This is a genomic window from Sulfitobacter sp. G21635-S1, from assembly GCF_027213915.1.
GTDB lineage: Bacteria > Pseudomonadota > Alphaproteobacteria > Rhodobacterales > Rhodobacteraceae > Sulfitobacter.
In genome coordinates this window covers 128,585-149,792 of record NZ_JAPWGV010000012.1, presented here as the reverse complement: position 1 = coordinate 149,792, position 21,208 = coordinate 128,585, and the positions used below count along the sequence as shown (strand labels likewise).

The 21,208-nt window shown below is 64.9% G+C and carries 16 protein-coding genes and 1 tRNA gene; 5 read left to right on the top strand and 12 right to left on the bottom strand.

Annotated elements, in window-relative coordinates:
• Positions 1–73: 73 nt before the first annotated feature.
• From O4H53_RS13620 to O4H53_RS13590, 7 genes are all read right to left on the bottom strand, one after another.
• Entirely contained in the window at positions 74–340 is a 267-nt protein-coding gene (locus O4H53_RS13620; protein ID WP_269364477.1) for a pilus assembly protein PilZ, read from the bottom strand.
• A gap of 126 nt (positions 341–466) precedes the next feature.
• Positions 467–856 (bottom strand): hypothetical protein, encoded by a 390-nt coding sequence (locus O4H53_RS13615; RefSeq protein WP_269364476.1) that lies wholly within the window; start codon positions 854–856, stop codon positions 467–469.
• 76 nt (positions 857–932) lie between these two features.
• A complete protein-coding gene (gene purF / locus O4H53_RS13610) occupies positions 933–2,417 on the bottom strand; it encodes an amidophosphoribosyltransferase (RefSeq protein WP_269364481.1) in 1,485 nt (494 codons plus the stop codon).
• A 676-nt stretch (positions 2,418–3,093) separates the two neighbouring features.
• Positions 3,094–4,206 (bottom strand): sensor histidine kinase, encoded by a 1,113-nt coding sequence (locus O4H53_RS13605; protein WP_269364475.1) that lies wholly within the window; start codon positions 4,204–4,206, stop codon positions 3,094–3,096.
• Positions 4,207–4,273: 67 nt separating this feature from the next.
• Positions 4,274–4,828: a CvpA family protein gene (locus O4H53_RS13600; RefSeq protein WP_269364474.1), complete on the bottom strand. Its 555-nt coding sequence runs from the start codon at positions 4,826–4,828 to the stop codon at positions 4,274–4,276.
• Between the two features lie 26 nt (positions 4,829–4,854).
• Positions 4,855–6,222 carry a DNA repair protein RadA gene (gene radA, locus O4H53_RS13595; protein WP_269364472.1) on the bottom strand — a complete coding sequence of 456 codons (1,368 nt, stop codon included), beginning with the start codon at positions 6,220–6,222 and terminating at the stop codon, positions 4,855–4,857.
• A gap of 289 nt (positions 6,223–6,511) precedes the next feature.
• On the bottom strand, positions 6,512–7,432 hold the full coding sequence (locus O4H53_RS13590) for an SMP-30/gluconolactonase/LRE family protein (protein WP_269364470.1): 921 nt from the start codon (positions 7,430–7,432) through the stop codon (positions 6,512–6,514).
• 112 nt (positions 7,433–7,544) lie between these two features.
• Between O4H53_RS13590 and O4H53_RS13585 the strand changes: the two genes are divergently transcribed.
• Entirely contained in the window at positions 7,545–8,315 is a 771-nt protein-coding gene (locus O4H53_RS13585) for an SDR family oxidoreductase (protein ID WP_269364468.1), read from the top strand.
• A 169-nt stretch (positions 8,316–8,484) separates the two neighbouring features.
• On the opposite strand, the gene O4H53_RS13580 is transcribed toward O4H53_RS13585, so the two are convergent.
• The 5 genes from O4H53_RS13580 to selA form a co-directional block, all read right to left on the bottom strand.
• Entirely contained in the window at positions 8,485–9,006 is a 522-nt protein-coding gene (locus O4H53_RS13580; RefSeq protein ID WP_269364467.1) for a UGSC family (seleno)protein, read from the bottom strand.
• Positions 9,007–9,029: 23 nt separating this feature from the next.
• Entirely contained in the window at positions 9,030–10,634 is a 1,605-nt protein-coding gene (locus tag O4H53_RS13575) for a TlpA family protein disulfide reductase (protein WP_269364465.1), read from the bottom strand.
• A gap of 56 nt (positions 10,635–10,690) precedes the next feature.
• Positions 10,691–10,785 (bottom strand) — tRNA-Sec (locus O4H53_RS13570).
• An 89-nt stretch (positions 10,786–10,874) separates the two neighbouring features.
• A complete protein-coding gene (selB, locus tag O4H53_RS13565; protein WP_269364463.1) occupies positions 10,875–12,785 on the bottom strand; it encodes a selenocysteine-specific translation elongation factor in 1,911 nt (636 codons plus the stop codon).
• Positions 12,785–14,176 carry an L-seryl-tRNA(Sec) selenium transferase gene (selA, locus tag O4H53_RS13560; RefSeq protein ID WP_269364462.1) on the bottom strand — a complete coding sequence of 464 codons (1,392 nt, stop codon included), beginning with the start codon at positions 14,174–14,176 and terminating at the stop codon, positions 12,785–12,787. Before selA ends, selB begins: the two co-directional genes overlap by 1 nt.
• A 256-nt stretch (positions 14,177–14,432) precedes the next feature.
• On the opposite strand from selA, the gene O4H53_RS13555 reads away from it, so the two are divergent.
• The 4 genes from O4H53_RS13555 to O4H53_RS13540 all read left to right on the top strand — a co-directional run bounded on the left by O4H53_RS13555 (position 14,433) and on the right by O4H53_RS13540 (position 20,779).
• Positions 14,433–15,569, top strand: a complete 1,137-nt coding sequence (locus O4H53_RS13555; protein WP_269364460.1) for a TAXI family TRAP transporter solute-binding subunit — start codon at positions 14,433–14,435, stop codon at positions 15,567–15,569.
• A gap of 82 nt (positions 15,570–15,651) precedes the next feature.
• Entirely contained in the window at positions 15,652–17,643 is a 1,992-nt protein-coding gene (locus tag O4H53_RS13550; protein ID WP_269364458.1) for a TRAP transporter permease, read from the top strand.
• The gene (locus O4H53_RS13545; protein ID WP_269364456.1) at positions 17,607–19,223 is read left to right on the top strand and encodes a class I adenylate-forming enzyme family protein; all 1,617 of its coding nucleotides are present in this window, start codon (positions 17,607–17,609) and stop codon (positions 19,221–19,223) included. The genes O4H53_RS13550 and O4H53_RS13545 overlap by 37 nt, the downstream gene beginning before the upstream one ends.
• Before the next feature lie 11 nt (positions 19,224–19,234).
• Positions 19,235–20,779 (top strand): acetolactate synthase large subunit, encoded by a 1,545-nt coding sequence (locus tag O4H53_RS13540; protein WP_443069604.1) that lies wholly within the window; start codon positions 19,235–19,237, stop codon positions 20,777–20,779.
• The last annotated feature ends 429 nt before the right edge of the window (positions 20,780–21,208 follow it).

Here is a 21,208-nt window from a genome sequence, read left to right as displayed (position 1 = left end):
TCCTGCGCTCTCTTGCCTGGAACTGAGCAATTTTGGACTGAAACGGGTGGGCGACAATGAATGTCAACACGACCTAGCCTCTGGGCAGTTTGAGGGCCTTCGCCCGGCCGCCCACGTTCAGCACCAGCTGGTCCCCTCCGATCGCGGCAACAGTGCCGCCTGCGACCTTGTCGCCGATGCCTACACGGGCGATCCGGCCATTGCGCGTGCGGACCAGCGCACCGGGCGCGGCCTCGCTGCCGAAAATGCCGATCAGGGCTGTACGGTCCAGACGGGCCGCCGAGGTGGCCAGGTCGGCCACATTGCGGGGGGTGGGTTGTTGCGGTTCCGTGTCGCTCATTTAACGCCTCTTCGCGCCTTGCGCGTGTTGCCGATTCGTAGGTGAACGGTCAGCTAACAAGGCTGCAGGACAAGGAGAAGGGGGCGCGGTCCGATCAGCCAAGCCCTGCCGAGCGCTGCGCGGGCTTCAGCCGACGGTGCGGGTGAGACGGCGCGACAGATGGTAGCAGAAGGTCATTTGCGCCAGATGGGCGATGGCCTGTTCGGGCAGCGGGCCCTCCAGATCCAGGGCAATCCGCCGCCGCCCGTCGTTTTCCCCGACATCGGGGTAGATGTCGCGCATCCTGGCGGCCAGATCTGTCTTGCAATCGACAAAGAGCATCAGCTGCTGCGGCTGGCCTGCCGACCAGCCCATGCGCAGGGTGCTGCCGGTGCGGGGCGCGCGGGGCCGCCATGCGGGCTGGCCCCATTTCAGGCTTTCGTCCAGCGGCCCGATTTCCGCCTGCTCCGCCGTGTCATGAAACAGGTTCCGGCAGGCCCAAAGCGCGTCGCGCGCGGGTTCCGACCAGGAGGTCATCAGATGCAAAAGCGGGGCAGGGGCGTGGTCCATCCCGCCATCATGGCAGGACCTCATGACAGAAAACGGCAGCAGGTTACTCTGCCGCCGTCTTCATCTTGAAACCTTCCTTGACCTTGTCCGCCGGGGTCACCGGGTATTCCCCCGAAAAACAGGCATCGCAATACTGCGGGCATTTGGCATTGCGCCCCTCCGCCTCGCCCACGGCCCGGTACAGACCGTCTAGCGAGATGAAGCGCAGGGAATCCACCGCCAGATGTTCGCACATTTCGTCTTCGGACATGGTCGCGGCCAGCAGTTTTTCACGCTGCGGCGTGTCGACGCCATAGAAACAGGGCCAGGCCGTGGGCGGGCTGGCGATGCGGAAATGCACCTCGGCAGCGCCGGCATCCAGGATCATTTCCTTGATCTTGCGGCTGGTGGTGCCGCGCACCACGCTGTCATCCACCAGGATCACGCGCTTGCCCTTGATCAGGGCGCGGTTCACGTTCAGCTTCAGACGCACACCCATGTTGCGGATCTGCTCTGTCGGTTCGATGAAGGTGCGGCCCATGTACTGGTTGCGGATGATCCCCATGGCATAGGGAATGCCGGATTCGAGGCTGTAGCCGATGGCGGCGGGTGTGCCACTGTCGGGCACCGGGCAGACCAGATCGGCCTCCACCGGGCTTTCCTTGGCCAGTTCGCGGCCAATCGCCTCGCGGGTTTCATAGACGCTGCGGCCGCCCAGGATGCTGTCGGGGCGGCTGAAATAGACATGTTCGAAGATGCAGAAGCGGGAGGGCTGGCGGCGGAAGGGGAAATGGCTTTCCACGCCATTGGCGGTGATCACGACCATCTCGCCGGGCTCGATCTCGCGCACGAAATCCGCGCCGATGATGTCCAGCGCACAGGTTTCCGAGCTGAGCGCCCAGCCGTCGCCGACGCGGCCCAGCACCAGCGGGCGCACCCCCAGCGGGTCGCGCACGCCGATCAGCTTGGTCCGGGTCATGGCCACGATGGAAAACGCACCTTCGACCCGGCGCAGGGCGTCTTCCATCCGTTCGGGGATGTTGCGCTGCAGGGACCGCGCCATCAGATGGATGATGCATTCGCTGTCAGAGGAGGACTGAAAGATCGAGCCGCGCTCGATCAGCTCGCGGCGCAGGGCATTGGCATTGGTGATGTTGCCGTTGTGGGCGATCGCCGCCCCGCCCATGGCAAATTCGCCAAAGAAGGGCTGCACGTCGCGAATCGCGGTCTGCCCTTTCGATCCGGTGGTCGAATAACGCACATGGCCGATGGCCAGTTCGCCCGGCAGGGTTTCCATCACGGCCTGGCTGGTGAAATTGTCGCGCACATAACCAAACCGCCGCGCCGATTGAAATCCGGCTTCCGGCTGGTAGGAGACGATACCGCCTGCTTCCTGGCCGCGGTGTTGCAGGGCATGCAGCCCCAGAGCAACGAAATTGGAGGCGTCAGCCACGCCGACCACGCCGAAGATGCCGCATTCCTCCTTCAGTTTGTCTTCGTCATCGCCATCGCGAAGGTACGACGTGTCGAAAGGATGGGCAGGTGGCATGATTTTGGTGGTGGGATTGGTCACGGGGGGCAGCTCCGAATCCGGGTGGATGTGCCGCCTATGTAGGGCTCTTGGGGCGCAGTGTCACCCCGCAGCCCGCAGTAGCATGCGGTTTGTTTCGATCATGTGACGTGGATCGGATATATTTGGCGGCAAAGCGGTTCAGGCTCAGGCCCCATTGGGCCTTGATGATGAACATCACACGAAAACGACCTGATCGTCAGGTTTGTGACCCAGGTGCATCATTTTGGCGATATGGCTGTCCGGGTGATGAACGTTAGAAGGCTTTGGCCTTCACGTCATAAGCTGACCGAAAATTGGAAACCGGATCTACACGCAGATCGCAGCGAAGGACCGGAAAGAGTCCAAAGAGACTTAACCACACAGGGCAGCGCCTGACCGCGGGTGGGCAGCGGAACGTCCGTGGGTGCCACTTTATTTCTAATCTTTGGCGTGGGGATGATGAACCGCAATACGGTGAGAAAGCGCCCGCCCATGGGGCGGTCGGGCGCTGCCCGGCGGTGCTGCGCACCTTGACTCCGGGCTTTGGTTGCCAATGATTAACGGCAGCAAAGTCCGCATAGCGGCCCTTGCCCCACACCGCGCCCAACGCACCGTTTGGGGCAGAAATGCTAGGTTCAGGCCCCATTGTGCCAAAGCTGCGCGACGTTCCACACTAGACCGGCTGCTGTTGCGGCGATGGATGCGGGGGCAGTTGCGGGGGGATCGCCTGCGCCCCCATGGCCGCGATCCGCCCCGACAGGGTGAACCGGATTGTCGCACCGCCCGTCGTGGGGGAATTGCCAGCGGTGATCGTGCCGCCACGGACCCGGATCATGCGCCTGACCCCGAACAGCCCATAGCCGCTGTCGACCCGGAAACCGCCACCGTTCATCAGTTCCAGCGCGGCCGCGCTGAACCCCTTGCCATTGTCCTCCAGCGTCACGGCGATCTTGTCGTCGGGCAATTGCTCGACCGTGAGATCCATCAGCATCTGCAATCTGCCCGCATGTTTCACCGCATTCTCGATCAGATTGCGCAGGGCGATCTGCATCACCGTCTTGTCGGTCAGCAGCATAGCGGGGGTGACATTGACGCGGTGCCGCTCTTCGGGATCCAGAATATCGCAGATCAGCCGGGTCAGTTCGGTGAGGTCGAAAAGCGTTTCGGCCTCCTGCGCCTCGATCAGATGGGTGTGCATCAGGATGTCATCGATCAGCTTCATGGTCTTGTCGGCAATGCCGTCCATCATGTTGATCATGTCCAGCTTGCCGTCGCCATGGTCGACGAAACCGTCCTTGAGCACCTCGGCCAGCATGGTCACATTGCGCATCGGGGCGCGCAGATCATGGGCTGCCATTGCCACGAATTGTTCCATTTCGGATGCGGCGGTGTGAAAGGATAGCCTTGCCTCCCGCGCACGGCATTCCTCCGTGATGTCAAGTGAAGTGCCGTAAAGCCTGAAAACCCGGCCTTCCGCATCCGTTTCCGGCGAGAGCGTGGTGCGCACCTGGCGGACCGCCCCGGCCAGCGGCAATTGCAATTCGTAGGTCAGGGGTTTGCCGCTGCGGGCAACCTGGCAATGGCGCGACAATGCGCTGCGCCCGTATGCGGTGTCATAGACTTCTGCGGCCGTGCGCCCCAGGTAATCCGAAAGCGGCCGGTCGCTGATCGCACGGGCGCAGGCGTTGAAGGCGCAATAGACAGGCAGCCCGCCTGCTGCCACCTCCAGCACAAAGACGGGGGTGGCGATATGATCCAGATAGGTGAATTGCTCCGCATCGGACATGTGGCTGCTCCCTTACGGGGGCAACCTACAGTTACTTGGATAACAGAATGTTAAGTCCCGGCAGGGATCAGGCGCCGCAGCTGCCGACCAGTTCCTCGTAGCGCGTGGTGATCCAGCCCAGCGCATCCTCGGGGTTCTGTTGTTCGATCTGCCCTGTGAACCGCGCGAAAACGGTGGCCGACCGGCTTTCATCGACCATGGTGAACTGCTGGTCCGGGATGACCGTCTGATAGACGAAAAAGGCAATTGCCACCAGGATGATGCCCCGCGCGACCCCAAAGACAAAGCCAAGCCCCTGGTCCAGGCCGCCCAGGACCGAGCGCTGCACCAGCGAGGAAAACAGCGGCGTGAACAGCGAAACCACGATCAGCGCCACGGCAAAGACGATGGCAAAGGCCCCGATGATGGACAATTCGCAGCTGTCGGCCAGGAATTCGCCCACCACAGGCAGTTCGCGCACCAGCGGTTCGACCTGCGCGGCAAAGAGATAGGCCAGCACGGCGGCGGCAATCCAGCCGACGATCGCCATCAGCTCGCGCACCAGCCCGCGGCCATAGGCCAGAAGCGCGGAAAGCACGATGACCAGCGCGACCACGCCATCAATAATGGTAAACCCGTCCATCTGCTGCCTGCCTTCGTTCCAGGGCGCTAGCCAGCGCCGAAAATTTCACCGACAAAACCGGTCAGATCGCTCAGTTGATTGATCGTGATGCCCGTTGTCCCCACCGCCTTGCCCCCTGCGGGCGCGATTGCGGAGGTAAAACCAAGTTTTTGCGCTTCTTTCAACCTGTTTTCAGTCTGGCTGGCGGGCCGCAGCGCACCAGAGAGGCTTATTTCGCCGAAAACCACGGTTTCTGCAGGCAGGGCGACGTCTTCGCGCGCACTCAGCAGGGCGGCGGCAACCGCCAGATCGGCGGCAGGCTCGGTCACTTTCATGCCGCCCGCGACGTTCAGATAGACGTCAAGCCCGGCAAAGGGGATGCCGCAGCGCGCCTCAAGCACGGCGAGAATCATCGCCAGCCGCCCCGAATCCCAGCCCACCACCGTGCGGCGGGCCTGGCTGTGGGGCGAGGGGGCGACCAGCGCCTGGAACTCGACCAGCACGGGCCGCGTGCCTTCGATGCCCGCAAAGACGACCGATCCGGCAGAAGGTTCGCCGCGTTCGGACAGGAACAGGGCAGAGGGGTTGGTGACCTCGGCCAGCCCCTGGCCGGTCATTTCGAACACACCGATCTCATCCGCGGGCCCAAAGCGGTTCTTTACGCTACGCAGGATGCGGAACTGATGGCCGCGTTCGCCCTCGAAATAAAGCACCGTGTCGACCATATGTTCGACCACGCGCGGCCCCGCGATCTGGCCATCCTTGGTGACATGGCCCACCAGGATGACGGAGGTGCCGGTCCGCTTGGCAAAAGCCGTCAGCTCATGCGAGGCGGCGCGCACCTGGCTGACCGACCCGGGGGCGCTTTCGACGTTGTCGGCCCACATGGTCTGAATGGAATCGATGATCGCCAGCTGCGGGCGTTCCTGATCCAGCGTGGTCAGGATGTCGCGCAGGTTGGTCTCTGCCGCCAGTTTCACCGGGGCATCCGACAGCCCCAGCCGCTGGGCGCGCATGCGGACCTGTGCGCTGGCCTCTTCACCGCTTATGTAGATGGTTTTCAGCCCGTTGCGCGCGAATTGCGCCGCCGCCTGTAACAGCAGCGTCGATTTGCCGATGCCCGGATCGCCACCCACCAGAATGGCCGAGGCTGCGACCAGACCGCCCCCCAGTACCCGGTCAAGCTCGGCGATCATGCTCTCACTGCGGGGCGGCGGGGCCTCTTCGGTGCTCAGATCGGTCAGCGTCATCGCGGACCCGCGCCGCGCACCCAGCGATTTGCTGGGCGGGCCTGCGGAAATGCCGCGGTCCTCCTGAATGGTATTCCAGTCGCCGCAGCCATCGCAGCGCCCCGACCATTTGTTGTAGGTCGCGCCGCAGGCCGTGCAGGAGAAGGTCTTGCTTGGTTTTGCCATGCAGCCTTGTGCCCGTGGCCGGAAGAGAGGTCAAAGGAAAACGGGCTGCTCTGCGGTCCGGCCGGACATTGTCGAAACGCCCGTGGATGACATGCGCCTGCCCGGGTCTCGGCGCAGCCTTTGGCGTCTGGGCAGCGATTTTTTTGAAAAAATCGGTCCGGAGTTTTTGAAAACTCCGGCACGTGGCCACGGTCGGACACGGGGGAAGATCCGTTTTCTTTGAAGAAAACGGTCCGGACTTTTTGAAAAGTCCGCTTGCGTTTCGTCGCGTGACGGCGGGCACCCGATCCTAGGCGTTGAAGTTCAGCCGCAGGCCCGGTTCGGGCCAGCGCGCGTGGTAAAGGCAGCCGGTGCCTGACGCCGTGATCCATGCGTCGCACATGTCAGGCCCGCCAAAGCAGATATTGGTGACATAGGGATCACCCGGTCCGGCAACATAGCGCACCGGCCCGCCGTCCACCGGCACGATGCTGATGCCCCCGCGCATCAGGGTGGCGACACATATCGCCCCGTTTGCCTGCACCGCAAGACTGTCCAGCAACTGGTAATCGGGCAGGGTGGTGAGCAACCTGCCCGGCATGGTGTAGGGATGCGGCGCGATCTTGCCGGGTGCCAGCAGATCATAGCTCCAGACCCGTCCGGTGCGGGTTTCGGCCACATGCACGGTCTTGTCATCCGGCGAGAGCCCAATGCCGTTGGGCGTGATCATCGGTGCATGGACCCGCGTGATCCGGCTGCCATCCGGCATGGCGTAGTAAAAGGCCCCGTGATGCACATATTCGGGCGTGGTTTTGCCCAGATCGGTGAAATAGAAGCCACCCTCCCTGTCAAAGACGATGTCATTGGGGCCGCGCAGGGGCTGGCCGTCGCAGGCGTCATACAGCGTCTCGAACGCGCCGGTCGCCGGGTCGACCCGCTGGATCGAGCCGCTGACATAGGCATCCGGCGTGCCGATGGGGCGGGTGATCTCATCACCCTCGGTCCAGATGAAACCGCCATTGTTGCAGACATAGATCATCCCGTCCGGCGCCACCGCCGCACCATTGGGGCCACCACCCAGTTCGGCAATGACCACCTTGCGCCCATCCGGCAGAACACGGGTCAGGCGCTGACCGCGTATCTCCACCAGGATAATTGATCCGTCATCCATGGCGATCGGCCCTTCGGGAAAGTCGAGCCCCTCGCAAACCCTGGTCAGCTTCACATCCATCTCATCCTCCCGTTGGCTCGGCCCAGAACAGCATGCGGGTCCTGCCAGCGCAATGGACATGGGCGGACTTCTGTGGCTGTCTTGGCCCGAACATCGCATGAGGGAGGAAACCATGGGGACACTGACAGGAAAGACCGCCTGGGTCACAGGTGCCGGTGGCGGCATCGGGGAGGCGGCGGCCAGGGCTTTGGCGGCCAGCGGTGCCCATGTCGTGCTCTCCGGGCGGCGGCAGGCAGAGCTTGACCGCGTCGCGGCGGCGATCACCCAGGCGGGCGGCGCGGCGGAGGCGCAGAGCCTGGACGTGGTTGACGCCGATGCAACGCAAAAGATCTGCGATGATGTGATGGCCCGGCGCGGGCGGATCGACATCTTCATGGCCAATGCAGGCATCAACGTGCCCAACCGCGCGGTGAACGCCATCACCGCTGCCGATTTCGCCAGGGTGGTGGACATCAACCTGAACGGCGTCATGAACGGTGTCCTCGCCGTCCTGCCGCAGATGCGCGCCCGGGGGGCGGGCACGCTGATCCTGACCTCCTCCTGGGCGGGTCGGCACCCGTCGCGCCTGACGGGGCCTGCCTATACCGCGTCAAAACACGCGGTTGTGGCGCTGAGCCATTCGATCAACCAGGACGAGGGCGTGAACGGCATCCGCTGCACCGCCCTGATGCCCGGCGAGGTGGCGACACCGATCATGCAGCAACGCCCCAAACCGCCGTCAGAGGAAGACATGGCCCGGATGCTTCAGGCCGGGGACATTGGCGCGATGGTCCGCTACATCGCCGAAGCCCCGCCCCATGTCTGCATCAACGAGGTGCTGATCAGCCCCACTTGGAACCGCAGCTTTACCGGCGTTGCGGAAATGGGCGGGATGAAGCTGTAACGGCGCGCTGCCGCGGAACCGAACTCGCAGGCTCCCGCCCGGCCTGCGCCTCATATTGCGCCGCGCCCTTTCGGGCCGGTGCCGCACCGCGCTCAAAGGCCCAATCTTCAAAGTCAGCTCAATGAACCGTCGCGCAGCCCTTCCACGACGAAGGGCTGCGCGACGCGTTTCAGCCCGCGGTGAGCGCGGCGATGATCTGATCCGCCGCCGCTGCCGCCTTGGCGCGCATTTCTTCGTCATTCGCATCCTGGATCGGATGCGGCACCAGCACGTAACGCGCGTCATTCATGCCCAATGCGCGGCGCTGCGATTCTGCGGCCTGTCCGAATTCGCTCGATGCGACGGCGACTGCCGGGATTCCCTGGATTTCAAACCAGACGTTGTCGTGCATACTGCACGTCGTACAGGAACCTCAGTCGGCCAGAGCCTCGATCAGAAAGTCGCATTCGTCGCGGATCTCATGGCGCAGCGCATCGGGGCAGGGTTTGGCAAAGGTGGGCTTGGTATAGCGCCGCGTGGCGATGCCAGGGGCCTTTTCCGCCAGCAGACCTTCGAGCGCATCCAGAAACACGTTGCCGCGCGGCTTGCTGATGTCCAGCAGGCCGATCACCCCCGACAGGCTGTCCGGACGTTCCGCCACCTGCCGCTCTACCGGGGTGCGTTCGTCCGTGGGGTCGAGAATTGTCGTCATAGGCGTTCTCCTCTGTCCGTAGCCTAACCCAGATCAATCTTTCTGGAAACCGAGATGGAGCCGACCTCCCCCGTGGCCCAGCCGTGGAACGCGGAAGAGAATTTGCCCGCATCCGACCCGGCCACCACGATATGGATGTACTCTTTACCGGCAAATTTCGGGGCCGGACGGTCGAGCATCTCCGGCGTCATCCCGGCGGCGGCAGCGGGCAGGATCCCGGCACCGGAGCGGTCATCGGCCAGCATGTCCCGCAGGGGCCGCGACGTGACCTGTTGTATCCGGTCGCGCAGGCAGCCCTTGTCCCATGGGCCGTCCCGCATCAGCGTGTCGATATGTTCCGGGCAGATCACCAGCAGCGCATCGATGGGCAGATTGTGCATCTTGGGCAGGAATACCCCTTCCAGCCCCATGCCCAGCGACCCCGCGATCTGCTCCGGGCTGCGCGAGGTCTGGTCCACGATATGAACCGGCCCGCCGGTCATGGCAAAGACGGTCACCACCGAATCCTCCCGGTCGAACCCACGTTCCACATGCAGCGGCTCCCAGGGCGCGCGTTCTTCCCATTCCGCGAAACACATGGTGAATTTCATCGGATTGCCCAGGGTGGAGCGTTCGACGCCACCGGTCGAGGCACCCCCGACATTGCGCACCACCAGCCGCAGCGCGCGCCCGATGGTGGCATTGGCGCGGTTGCCCGCCCCCAGCGCGCCCAGCTTCATGTTCATGCCGATCTTTTCCCGGATCGGGCCGTTGACGACCATCACCGGGGCCGCACCCATCGTGGTCGCGGTGACACCGTGGATGTTGAAGGCATCGGTGCAGACCGCCTCGACCCCCGCGATGACCACGGGCAGATACTCCGGTTTGCACCCGGCCATCACCGCGTTGATCGCGATCTTCTCCACCGTGGCCTCGCCCATGTTGGGCGGCACGATGGCCACCACCTCCTGCGCGTCGCGGTGGGTGCCTGCCAGCATCCGCATCACCCTTTCGGGCGTGGGCGGCACCAGCGGCAACCCGTCAGAGAACCCCTGGTCGAACATGAACTCCGCCACATCATCGCCGCTGGCGATCTCGATGCGCCGCGCACGGATCGGGCTGCCCTCCGCCTCGGCGCGCAGCTTGTCGAACATTTCGGGGTCCAGGTGTTTGGAACCGCATCCGGGCCGCCAGGCGGGCAGGCCCTGCCAGTCGACCTGAGCGACCGGCGTGCCGGTCCGTGCTGCCAGTTCGGCGCCCAGCGCCTCCCAGTCGCTGCGCACGAACCCTTCGAAACGGGTCGTGCTGCTGCCCCCGGCATCGCAAAGGAATACCGAAGGGACGCTTTCGATGTCCCAGGCAAAGGCCGTCTTGCAGGCGCGGTCATCCAGGACCGGCATGCTCAGCCCATGGCGCCGGGCGAAAACCGTGCTGTCATCGCCCGACTGCGACACCAGCAGGACATCCAGAGCCGACCCATGGGCGCGGTAAAAGGCCTCCAGCACCGGGCCTGCCGTATTGCAGGTCTCGCAGTCTTCCTTGACGAAACAGACAAGGGCGCGGCGCCCGGTCGGAAAGCTGTGGCTATCCCCTGCCAGATCCGCCAGCGAAAAGCCGGGTGGTGAAAACTCTGCTGTCTCGTTCGGCATCCCGGCCCCTCCCTCTGGTCGGGGCTCAATGTGGCCTATCCTGCGGCGATGTCCAGTGGCGGAGGTGGATGGGAATCGAACCCACCACACGCCGTTGCGACGCGTCCATGGTTTTGAAGACCAGGGAAGCCACCAGACTCCTGTCACCTCCGTATGGCCCTGACCCTGAGCGCCAGTTTCATTGTTCCCCAAATATACCACGGGGGTCCGGGGGTGTGAAACCCCCGGTGCGCCATCCCCTCAATCCGCGCCGGGGCCGAGGTCGCGCAACCGGGCAAGATCTTCCGCCATCCCGCGCCGGTCATCCGCGCGGATGGTGACGCCAAGGGTATCGAAATGCTCCAGCAGGGGCACGATGACACGCCGGGTTGTCGCAAGTGCCGCGCGGGCTTCGCCGGTGGTGAAGGAGGCAGGCGGCGGGAAGGCCGTGCGCAGGGCCATTGCCGCCGCGCGCAGGGTCTCGCCGTGCAACACCACGGTCTGTTTCAGTGCCACATTGGGCAGGGCGGCCAGCTCATCGCGCGCGACCAGCAGATCCAGCAGATCCTGATCCTCCGATCCGCTCAGAACCTGCGACAAGGCGGGCGGCGTCAGCCCGCCACTGCGGAAGGCCTGCCCGATCCCGGCCAGCCGGTCCAGCTGCGCAGGCGTCAGCGCTGCCATCGGATCGTGCTGCGCCAGGGCCAGGCCGCGATCCGACTGGCGGCAGGTGCCATCACCGATCAGCCCCTGCCGGACATGGCGCAGCAGGTCAGGCGCGCGGGTGCGGGGGCTGAGCGCTGACAGCGGCACTGCCGGTCTTGCCGGATGGCGGGCGTGATGCGCGGCAATGGCGTCCAGCATCGCCCTGCGGCAATCGGCGATGGCATCGGCTGAGGTGATCCTGCCCGGGGCAAACGCAACCACCCCGGGGCCAAGCGCCGCGCGCAGGCTTGTGGCATCTTTCCGCGCGAGCCTTGCCACCTCCTGCAGGTCCGCGGCACCACCATGGGCGGCAATCAGGGCAAGGGCGAGTTCCGTCACATCACCCGCCAGGGCGGCGCGGAGCACCTGCTGACGCGCCCCGTCTCCGGCCCGCGCCTGGGCCGCCTGCGGGTCGAGCACAACCGCGCCCCCCAGGGTCAGGGGCGGGGACAGGCGGCGCAGGATGGCATGTTGCCCGGCACGGGCCATGACCGGATGCCGGAACCGCAACTGGGCAAAGCCCTGCGCGCCCGCCGCCAGCCGGCCCACACCAAAAAGCCGGATCTGCGCCACGGCATGGGCGGTGCCGACATGCATCCGCACCTCCTGCATATGTTTCAGCCCTGCCGCTTCCAGCAGCGTCAGCTGCACATCCATACAGGTCGATGCAGGACCCGCCGCCGCATCACAGAGGACCGCACCGCGCGGCACATCCTCAACCGCAACCCCGCGCAGGTTTGCCGCCGTGCGCCCACCCGCCGTGACTTCCTCCTGCGCCTGGTCCCGGCTGTGCAGCCCCCGGATGGTCACCGGCAGGGCACCCGGTTGCAGCAGCAACGCCGCCCCGGGCGTCGATGCGCCGCCCAGCAGCGTTCCCGTGACGACGGTGCCGCGGCCGGGCAGGGAAAAGGCCCGGTCAACCGGCAGATAGGGATCGGTCGGCAGGGGCCCGATGGGCACCCGCCGCGCCAGGGCTTCGATCGCCCCCTGCAGCGCCTCCACCCCGATGCCGGTCACCGAGGAACAGGGGAGCATCGGCGCCCCGGCAAAGGCGGTCCCGGCAAGCCCGTTGCGGATGGCGTCCAGCCTCGCGTCCAATGTGCCGGGGGGCAGCAGATCGCATTTGGTCACCGCGATGACGGCATCTGCAAGGCCAAGCAGGCCCGCAATCTCAAGGTGTTCGCGGGTCTGGGCCGCGATGCCATCGACGGCGGAAATCACCACCAGGGCGGCCCGCGCGCCCGCTGCCGCCGAAATCATCGCCTGCACGAAATCGCTGTGGCCCGGCGCATCGACAAAATCGACCGTGCCGCTGGCATAGGTGCGATGGGCATAGCCTGCCACGATGGACAGGCCGCGGGCTTTCTCCTCGGCCAGCCGGTCGGTGTCGATCCCGGTCAGCCGCTGCACCAGAGCGGTCTTGCCATGGTCCACATGGCCGATCACCACAAGGCACAGGGCCGCCATCAGCGCAGGATCGCGGCAAAGGCATCCGCGATCAGGGGCAGTTCATCGTCCTCAACGCTGCGCAGGTCCAGCAAAAGCCGGTCCTGCGCGATCCGTCCGATCACCGGCGGCCTGCCCCGGCGCAGCGCAGCACTCAGCGCCGCTGCGGTGAAACCTTCCAGACGCAGGGACAGGGCCACGCTGGGCAGGTCCTGCTCGGGCAGCGTGCCGCCGCCGACGCGGGCCGAGGTGGCCTCTGTCCCGATATCGGTGACCCCAGCGGCGGCCAGCCTTTCCGCCAGGGCGGCGGCACGGGCGGCGACCGTCTCCTGCGGCGCCGACAGCATCCGCAGCACCGGCACCTCCTGCAATGGATCATGCGGCGCGCGGTAAAGGCGCAGGGTCGCCTCAAGTGCGGCAAGCGACAGTTTGTCGATGCGCAGCGCGCGCATCAGCGGATGCGCCTTCAGCTCTGCCACGATGTCCTGCCGCCCGGCAATGATACCGGCCTGCGGCCCCCCCAGCAGCTTGTCGCCCGAGAACATGACCAGATCGACACCGGCCTTCAGCACATCGGCCACCACCGGCTCGTCGCTCAGCCCGAAGGGGGTGAGGTCAACCAGCACGCCGCTGCCAAGGTCTTCCATCAGGATCACCCGGCGCTCCCTGGCCAGTCGGGCAAGCGCCTGCCTGTCGGGTGCTGCGGTAAAGCCCACGATCCTGAAATTGCTGGTATGGCTCTTGAGCAGCACGGCGGTATTGTCGTCGATGGCATTGGCGTAATCCGCCACCCGCGTCTTGTTGGTCGTGCCGACCTCGCGCAGCTGCGCACCGCTTTGCGCGATCACGTCGGGCAGTCGGAAGGACCCGCCGATCTCGATCAGCTCCCCGCGCGAGGCCACCACATTGCGCCCGCCTGCGGTGGCCATCAGGCTCAGCAGGACGGCAGCGGCGCAATTGTTGACCACCACGGCGGCCTCTGCGCCGGTCAGCTCCCGGATCAGCCGCTCCACATGGGCATGGCGCGAGCCGCGCTTGCCGGTTTCGAGGTCGAGTTCAAGGTTGCTCGCATCCGCTCCGGCCGCCGCCAGCGCCGCAATGGCCTGTGGTGCCAGCCGGGCGCGTCCCAGGTTGGTGTGGATGATGATCCCGGTCGCATTGATCACCGGGCGCAGCGATGGCGCGCGCGCTGCCGCGATCCGCTGCGCCACCGAGGCGGCAAAATCGGCCCCGGCAAAATCGGGCAGGGCGGCGGGCGGATCCGTGCTCAGCAGGGCAGCCCGCAGATCGGCAATGACGCTACGTAACGCGGCGCGCGTTTCGGCACGGCTGAAGCCCTGCGACAGCGCAGCAATGCTCGGCTGCGACAGCAGTGCCTCGATCTGGGGCAGGTCTTTCAGGTTTGCGGTCATATCGGGCCCTTCAAAACTGGTGACATGCCCTGCATAGGCCAGGGGCGGCGGCGGGTCGAGGTGCGACAGAAACAGGCGTCCGCCGGGCCCCGTGATGTGCTCCGGACGCTGCGATGTGGTGTTGACTCCCGAAAGCCATGCTTCATATCTTGTTCCGTATGGCGGAATTGAATTTCGCACGAGGGAGAGACAAGACCAAATCAAGTTCAGAACGCTTTCTGCTGTGGGGGCGTTACGACATTCCGGGGAGGAATCTATGTACTACATCAAGACGACGATCGCGGCGCTGGGCCTGACGGCCACCATGGCGACCGCGCAGGATTTTGATCTGCCCAAGCAAATGAGCTGGACGGCCTATGACACCGGTTCGGCCGGTTACAACCAGGCCGTTGCCATCGGGGCAGCGCTTCAGGATGCGGCGGGGGTGAACCTGCGCGTGTTGCCGGGCAAGAACGACGTGTCGCGGACAGAGCCGCTGCGGCAGGGCCGGGTGGAATTCTCTGCCACCGGCGTTGGCGGCAGCTTCATGGCGCAGGAGGGCGTGTTTGACTTCGGTGCGGAGAACTGGGGCCCGCAGCCCATTCGCGTGCTGATGGCCAACAACGGCGGCGCGATCAACCTCGCTGTCGGCGTGGCAAACGACCTTGGCATCAAGGAATTTTCCGACCTCAAGGGCAAGCGCGTGGCCTATATCGTCGGCGCGCCCGCGCTGAACGTGAACACCGAAGCCTATCTCGCCTATGGCGGTCTGACATGGGATGACGTGGAGCGGGTCGATTTCGGCGGTTTCGGCGCCAGCTGGACCGGGCTGATCGAAAACCAGGTCGATGCGGCCTTCGCCTCCACCAACTCCGGCAAGGCCTATGAGGCCGAAGCGGGGCCGCGCGGGCTGTTCTGGCCGCCGATTGACCCCGACAATGCCGAAGGTCTGGCCCGGATGACCGCCATCGCGCCCTTCTTTACGCCGAACAAGGCCATGGTCGGGGCCACCATCGATGGCACCGACGGCTATCAGGGGGCGGGCTATGCCTATCCGGTTCTGACCGCGATCGAGGCCACCGATGCGGATCTCGTTTACAACATGACCAAGGCGATGGTCGAACTCTTCCCGCAGTATGACGGCAAGGCACCGGGCATCGGCGGCTGGGCCATGGACAAGCAGGACATGGAGTGGGTGGTTCCCTACCACGAGGGTGCAATCCGCTATTACACCGAAGCGGGTGTCTGGACCGATGCGGCACAGGCGCATAACGACAAGCTGATTGCCCGTCAGGCCGCCCTGGCAAAAGCCTGGGAAGAAACCAAGGCCGCCAACCCCTCTGACTGGGAAGCAGCCTGGGCCGAAGCCCGCCGCAAGGCGCTGGCAGATGGCGGTTTCGAAGTCGTCTTCTGATCCTCGCGACATGTAACTGAACCGGCCGGCGTTTTCGCCGGCCGGTTTGCCCTGCGCACTCCCCCAATTCGTGAGCCAGCCGATGACCGAGCAGAACAAGAACACCGCCACAAAAGCGGTCGAAGAAGTCGCAATCGACGGGGAGACCCCGGCAGAGCGCATCACCGGGCCCGCCCGCTGGGTCGTCATCACCGGCACGCTTTTGTCGCTGGTGCTGGTGGTCAACCAGCTGTTCAACACGCAGCTTTTCGGGCTGGTGCTGATCGAGGGGCGCTATCTGTATCTTTTGGGCGGGATTTTCCTGGCCCTGACATTCCTGATTTTCCAGATGCGCGGTGGCAAGGGCGGCAGGCCCTCCCTGCTGGACTGGGCGTTTTTCGCGGCTTCGCTTGCCTCTACCTGGTATCTGACCCAGACCGCACAGGCGAACCTGTCGCAGGGCTGGGAATATGCCGCCCCCGAGACGGCGCAATATGTCTCGGTTGTCTTCTTCTTTCTGATCCTTGAGGCGACGCGCCGCGCGGGCGGGTTGATCCTGTTCCTGATCGTGACGCTCTTTGCCTTTTACCCCACCTTTGCCGGGCATGTGCCGGACCCGTTCTCGGGTTTCCAGAGCACCTTCATGCAGACCGTGCCCTATCACATCTATTCCGCCGAAAGCTCTTTCGGCATTCCGATGAAGGCCTTCGGCGGCGTCGTCATCGGCTTCATCCTGTTCGGGGCGGTGCTGCAACGCACCGGCGGCGGGCAGTTCTTCAACGATCTGGCGCTTGGGCTGGTCGGCGGCTACCGGGGCGGTGCCGCCAAGGTCTCGATCTTTGCCAGCGGTTTCATGGGGTCCATGTCGGGCTCTGTCATCTCGAACGTGCTGACCACGGGTGCCGTGTCGATCCCGGCGATGCGCAAGACCGGCTTTTCCGCCAAGACCGCCGCCGCGACAGAGGCCTGCGCCTCCACCGGCGGGGTGCTGATGCCGCCGATCATGGGGGCCACGGCCTTTGTCATGGCGTCCTTCCTGTCGCGCCCCTATGTGGAGATCGCGCTGGCCGCCGCCATTCCCAGCATCCTGTATTACTGGAGCCTTTTTGCCCAGATCGACGCCTATTCGGCCCGGCGCGGTCTGCGTGGCCTGCCCAAGCCGGATCTGCCGCGGCTCAAGGAAGTGATGATCGAGGGCTGGCCCTATATCTTTGTCTTCGCGCTGCTGCTCTACATGATGATCGGGCTGCGCAAGGAATCCTCCGCGCCCTTTTATGCCACTGTCCTGTTGCTGATCGTGAACCAGTTCCGCGCCCGCTTCCGCCTGAACGGGCAGCGGCTGGGCAATATGATCGTGGGCGTCGGCATGGGGCTGGCAGAGCTGACCGCCATCCTGCTGGGTGTCGGCCTGATTGTCGGCTCCTTCTCGGCCACCGGGCTGGCCGGCACGCTGGTCAATGAACTGGTCTTCCTGGCCGGGGACAACACGCTTGTCCTGCTGCTGATGGGGGCGCTGACCGCCTTTATCTTCGGCATGGGGATGACGGTGACCGCCTGCTACATCTTTCTGGCCGTGGTGCTGGCCCCCGCGCTTGAGGCGGGCGGGCTGAACCAGCTCGCGGTGCACCTGTTCATCCTCTACTGGGGCATGGTCAGCTATATCACGCCGCCCGTGGCGCTGGGCGCCTTCGCGGCCTCCACCATGGCCGGGTCCAACCCCATCGCCACTGGATTCGAGGCGATGCGCCTGGGTGGGGTGATCTATATCGCGCCCTTCTTCTTTGTGCTGAACCCTGCGCTGATCGGCCAGGCCCCGGCATGGGAGGTCACGGTCGCACTGAGCTGTGCGCTGATCGGCGTGGCGATGATTGCCTCGGCACTCCAGGGCTACATCAGCCTGATCGGCCCGTTGCGCGGCAAGTTCGAACTGCCGCTGCGGGTCCTGCTGTTCTTTGGCGGTGTCCTGATTGCTGCACCGCACACCGAACTGCTGGACTGGGGCTACAGCCTGTCGTTCATCGTCGGTGCCGCGCTTTGTGCTCTGCCGATCCTGCTGGCATGGCGCGCAAGACAGACCGAACCAACAACAGCCTGACCGTCATGATACCCATCAACCCACCTGTTGGCGACACGCCCCCCACCGAAACCATCGTCGCGCGTGTCCGCGCCAATGCCGCCGCCCATCCCGACCGGATGGCGCTGGTCTGTGGCGATGAGAAACTGACCTGGGGCGCCTTTGATACCGGGATCAACCGGGTGGCCAATCTGCTGCTGGGGCGGGGGCTGCAAAAGGGGGACAACGTGGCGATCCTGTCGCCCAATTCGATCCCCTATGCCACGCTTTTCATGGGTATCCTGCGGGCGGGCGGATGCGTCACGCCGCTCTCCTCCATGGCCTCGCCCGAGGCGCTGCAGAAAATGATCGCGGATTGCGGTGCGAAGGCGATCTTTGTCGCGGAGGCCTACCGCGGCCTGCTGGACGGGTTTCTGGGCGACATGGAACTTCACCGCTTCGCGCTGGATTTCGCGGCGGCGGGCTATGATGGCTATGAGGCCGCACTGGCGGGGGCCGGGACCTCTGATCCGATGGTGCCCATCGACATGAAGGACCCCTTCAACCTGATCTATTCCTCGGGCACCACCGGCACCCCCAAGGGCATCGTGCACGACCACCTGATGCGCGCCGCCCAGATGGACCGGGTCACGCCCAACGGCTATGACGCGGAGGCCCGCACGCTGCTGTCCACGCCGCTATATTCCAACACCACAATCGTGGCCTTTGTCCCGACCCTGTTCGGCGGATCGACCGTGTACCTGATGCCGAAATTCGATGCGCGCCGCTATCTGGAAATCGTGCAGCGCGAACAGATCACCCATACCATGCTGGTGCCTGTGCAATACAAACGCATCATGGATGTGCCCGATTTCGACAGTTTCGATCTGTCCTCCATGCGGATGAAATTCTCGACCTCCGCACCGCTGCGCGCGGATGTCAAACGCGATGTGCTGGCGCGCTTTCCCGGCAAGCTGATCGAATACTACGGGCTGACCGAAGGCGGCGGCGTCACCGTTCTGGTCGCGGATGAGCACCCCGACAAGCTGCATACCGTGGGCAAAGCCGCGCCGGGCAATGAAATCCGACTGATCGACGTGCAGGGGAACGAGGTGCCGCCGGGGCAGGTCGGCGAAATCTGCGGACGTGGCCCCACCATGATGGCAGGATATTTTGGCCGCGACGACCTGACGGCGGATTACATCTGGCGTGACGCCGCAGGCCATGTGTACTTTCGTTCCGGCGATATGGGCCATCTGGACGAAGACGGCTTTCTCACCCTGTCGGATCGCAAGAAGGACATGATCATTTCGGGCGGGCTGAACATCTATGCCAATGATCTGGAGCTGGTGCTGCTGGATGACCCGGATGTGACCGATGCCGCCGTGATCGGCGTGCCGTCCGAGGCCTGGGGAGAAACCCCGCTGGGCCTTGTGGTGCGGCGCGAGGGGGCATCGCGCGGGGCCGAAGAGATCTTGACGCGGGCCAATGCCAAACTGGGCAAAAGCCAGCGCCTGTCGGCGGTCGAGCTGCGCGATGCCTTGCCGCGCAGCACCATCGGGAAAATACTGAAGAAGGACTTGCGGGCCCCCTATTGGGCTGCAGAAAAGGAAAACACGTGAAAGACGATCACATGAACGGCGCCGAGAGCCTGGTGCACAGCCTGCTGGCCAACGGGGTGGAGGTCTGTTTCACCAATCCCGGCACCTCCGAGATGCATTTTGTCGCGGCATTGGACCATATTCCGGGCATGCGTTCCATTCTGGCCCTGCAGGAGGCCGTCGCCACCGGGGCCGCTGACGGCTATTACCGCATGGCGCGCAAACCCGCCTCGACGCTGCTGCACCTGGGGCCGGGGCTGGCCAACGGGGTCTCCAACCTGCACAACGCGAAAAAGGCCGGTTCCGGCGTGGTGAACATCGTTGGCGAACATGCCTCCGGCCATATTGCGCTGGATGCGCCGCTGACCGCCGATATCGAAGGCATCGCGCGCCCGGTTTCGCATTGGGTGCGCACATCGGGTTCTGCCGCGGCCGTGGGCCGGGATGCCGCAGAAGCGGTGCAGGCCGCCATGACAGCACCAGGACAGATCGCGACCCTGATCCTGCCCAGCGACACCGCCTGGGATGCAGGCGGCAGCCCGGCGGCGGCGCTGGAGGCCCCCGCACCGGCGCCCTTTGACGAAACCATGCTGGCGCAGGCCTCTGCCGCATTGGACGGGCCGGAAACCCTGCTGCTGCTGGGCGGCACGGCGCTGACCGAAGAGAACCTTGAAACCGCAGGGCGGATCGCCGCGAAAACCGGCTGCATGCTGTTGTCGGAATGGTCCAACGCGCGGCTGGAACGCGGGGCAGGGCGGGTGGCCATTGGCCGCGTGCCATATCCCATCGACATGGCGCTGAAGGTGCTGGAGCCCTTCAAGCGGATCGTCCTGATCGGGGCGCGCGCACCCATCGGCTTTTTCGCCTATCCCGGCAAGCCCGCGATCCTGACCCGCGAGGGGGCCGAGATCGTGACTTTGGCCGACGCAGGCGCGGATCTGGGCGCGGCGCTGAGTAGCCTCTGCACGGCACTGGCGGCGTCCGACACGCCCCCCGCCCATGTGGCCCGGCATGATCTGCCCGATGCGCCCAGCGGCACCATTGATCTGGAGAAGCTGGCGGCCTGCATCGCCCGTGCGATTCCGCAGGATGGCATCGTGGTGGACGAATCCGTGACAACGGGCCGGGCGTTTTCCCCCGCGACCATGGGGACGGCGCGCCATACCTGGCTGAACAACTGCGGCGGCTCCATCGGCTATTGCCTGCCCGCCGCCATCGGCGCGGCGATTGCCTGTCCGGACCGCCGGGTGATGGCGCTGACCGGGGACGGCTCGGCGATGTACACGGTGCAGGCGCTCTGGACCATGGCGCGGGAAAACCTGGACATCACGACGCTGGTCTTTGCCAACCGCAGCTACAAGATCCTGCGGGGCGAGCTGACCAATGTGGGCGTCGGCAACCCCGGGCCCCGTGCTATCGACATGCTCAGCCTCGACCGCCCGGCGCTGGATTGGGTGCAGATGTCGCACTCCATGGGGGTGGATGCCGTCCGGGTGACCACATGTGAAGACCTGGAAGCCGCCTTGCAAGACGGGCGGACCCGCAAGGGCCCCAGCCTGATCGAAGTGGTGCTCTGACCGGGATTTCCGCCCTCAACGGGCCGCGTGTGACCTGAGGTGCAGGCCGGGGAGCGCCCGACCTGGAGGGCGTTCTGGACCAATGTGCGGTCCAGAGCCTAAACACTCAATCCGGTCGTGATTTCCGGTCGTGATTTGGCAGAGGGCACAAAATCGCCCTCCCGTCACGCCAAAGGCGTGCCGATTCCACACGGCGCAGCTTGCGCGAGAATGGCGGAAACGAAATGCGCACCATTTTCCACTGCCCCCGGATGGCTTGCGATCCGGTTCGCACCCGGCCCCGCCCCCGTCAAACCGCAGCTTTGCCTTCGGCAATACGGCGGGTGCGAAACTCTGACCTCGCAAGATGCTGCGAAGTATCAAAAAGTGAAAATGCCTCGCCAAAGGGAAGGCCGCCCTCGGGGTCGGGCGCGAACCTGCCGTTGAGCG

Bases quoted from the DNA above. Each gene is read 5' to 3' on its own strand.
- O4H53_RS13540 (WP_443069604.1), top strand. From the start codon at position 19,235: ATGAACGGCGCCGAGAGCCTGGTGCACAGCCTGCTGGCCAACGGGGTG.
- selA (WP_269364462.1), bottom strand. From the start codon at position 14,176: ATGACCGCAAACCTGAAAGACCTGCCCCAGATCGAGGCACTGCTGTCG.
- O4H53_RS13575 (WP_269364465.1), bottom strand. From the start codon at position 10,634: ATGCCGAACGAGACAGCAGAGTTTTCACCACCCGGCTTTTCGCTGGCG.
- selB (WP_269364463.1), bottom strand. From the start codon at position 12,785: ATGGCGGCCCTGTGCCTTGTGGTGATCGGCCATGTGGACCATGGCAAG.
- O4H53_RS13585 (WP_269364468.1), top strand. From the start codon at position 7,545: ATGGGGACACTGACAGGAAAGACCGCCTGGGTCACAGGTGCCGGTGGC.
- O4H53_RS13605 (WP_269364475.1), bottom strand. From the start codon at position 4,206: ATGTCCGATGCGGAGCAATTCACCTATCTGGATCATATCGCCACCCCC.
- radA (WP_269364472.1), bottom strand. From the start codon at position 6,222: ATGGCAAAACCAAGCAAGACCTTCTCCTGCACGGCCTGCGGCGCGACC.
- O4H53_RS13620 (WP_269364477.1), bottom strand. From the start codon at position 340: ATGAGCGACACGGAACCGCAACAACCCACCCCCCGCAATGTGGCCGAC.
- O4H53_RS13555 (WP_269364460.1), top strand. From the start codon at position 14,433: ATGTACTACATCAAGACGACGATCGCGGCGCTGGGCCTGACGGCCACC.
- purF (WP_269364481.1), bottom strand. From the start codon at position 2,417: ATGCCACCTGCCCATCCTTTCGACACGTCGTACCTTCGCGATGGCGAT.
- O4H53_RS13550 (WP_269364458.1), top strand. From the start codon at position 15,652: ATGACCGAGCAGAACAAGAACACCGCCACAAAAGCGGTCGAAGAAGTC.
- O4H53_RS13600 (WP_269364474.1), bottom strand. From the start codon at position 4,828: ATGGACGGGTTTACCATTATTGATGGCGTGGTCGCGCTGGTCATCGTG.
- O4H53_RS13545 (WP_269364456.1), top strand. From the start codon at position 17,607: ATGGCGCGCAAGACAGACCGAACCAACAACAGCCTGACCGTCATGATA.
- O4H53_RS13615 (WP_269364476.1), bottom strand. From the start codon at position 856: ATGACCTCCTGGTCGGAACCCGCGCGCGACGCGCTTTGGGCCTGCCGG.
- O4H53_RS13590 (WP_269364470.1), bottom strand. From the start codon at position 7,432: ATGGATGTGAAGCTGACCAGGGTTTGCGAGGGGCTCGACTTTCCCGAA.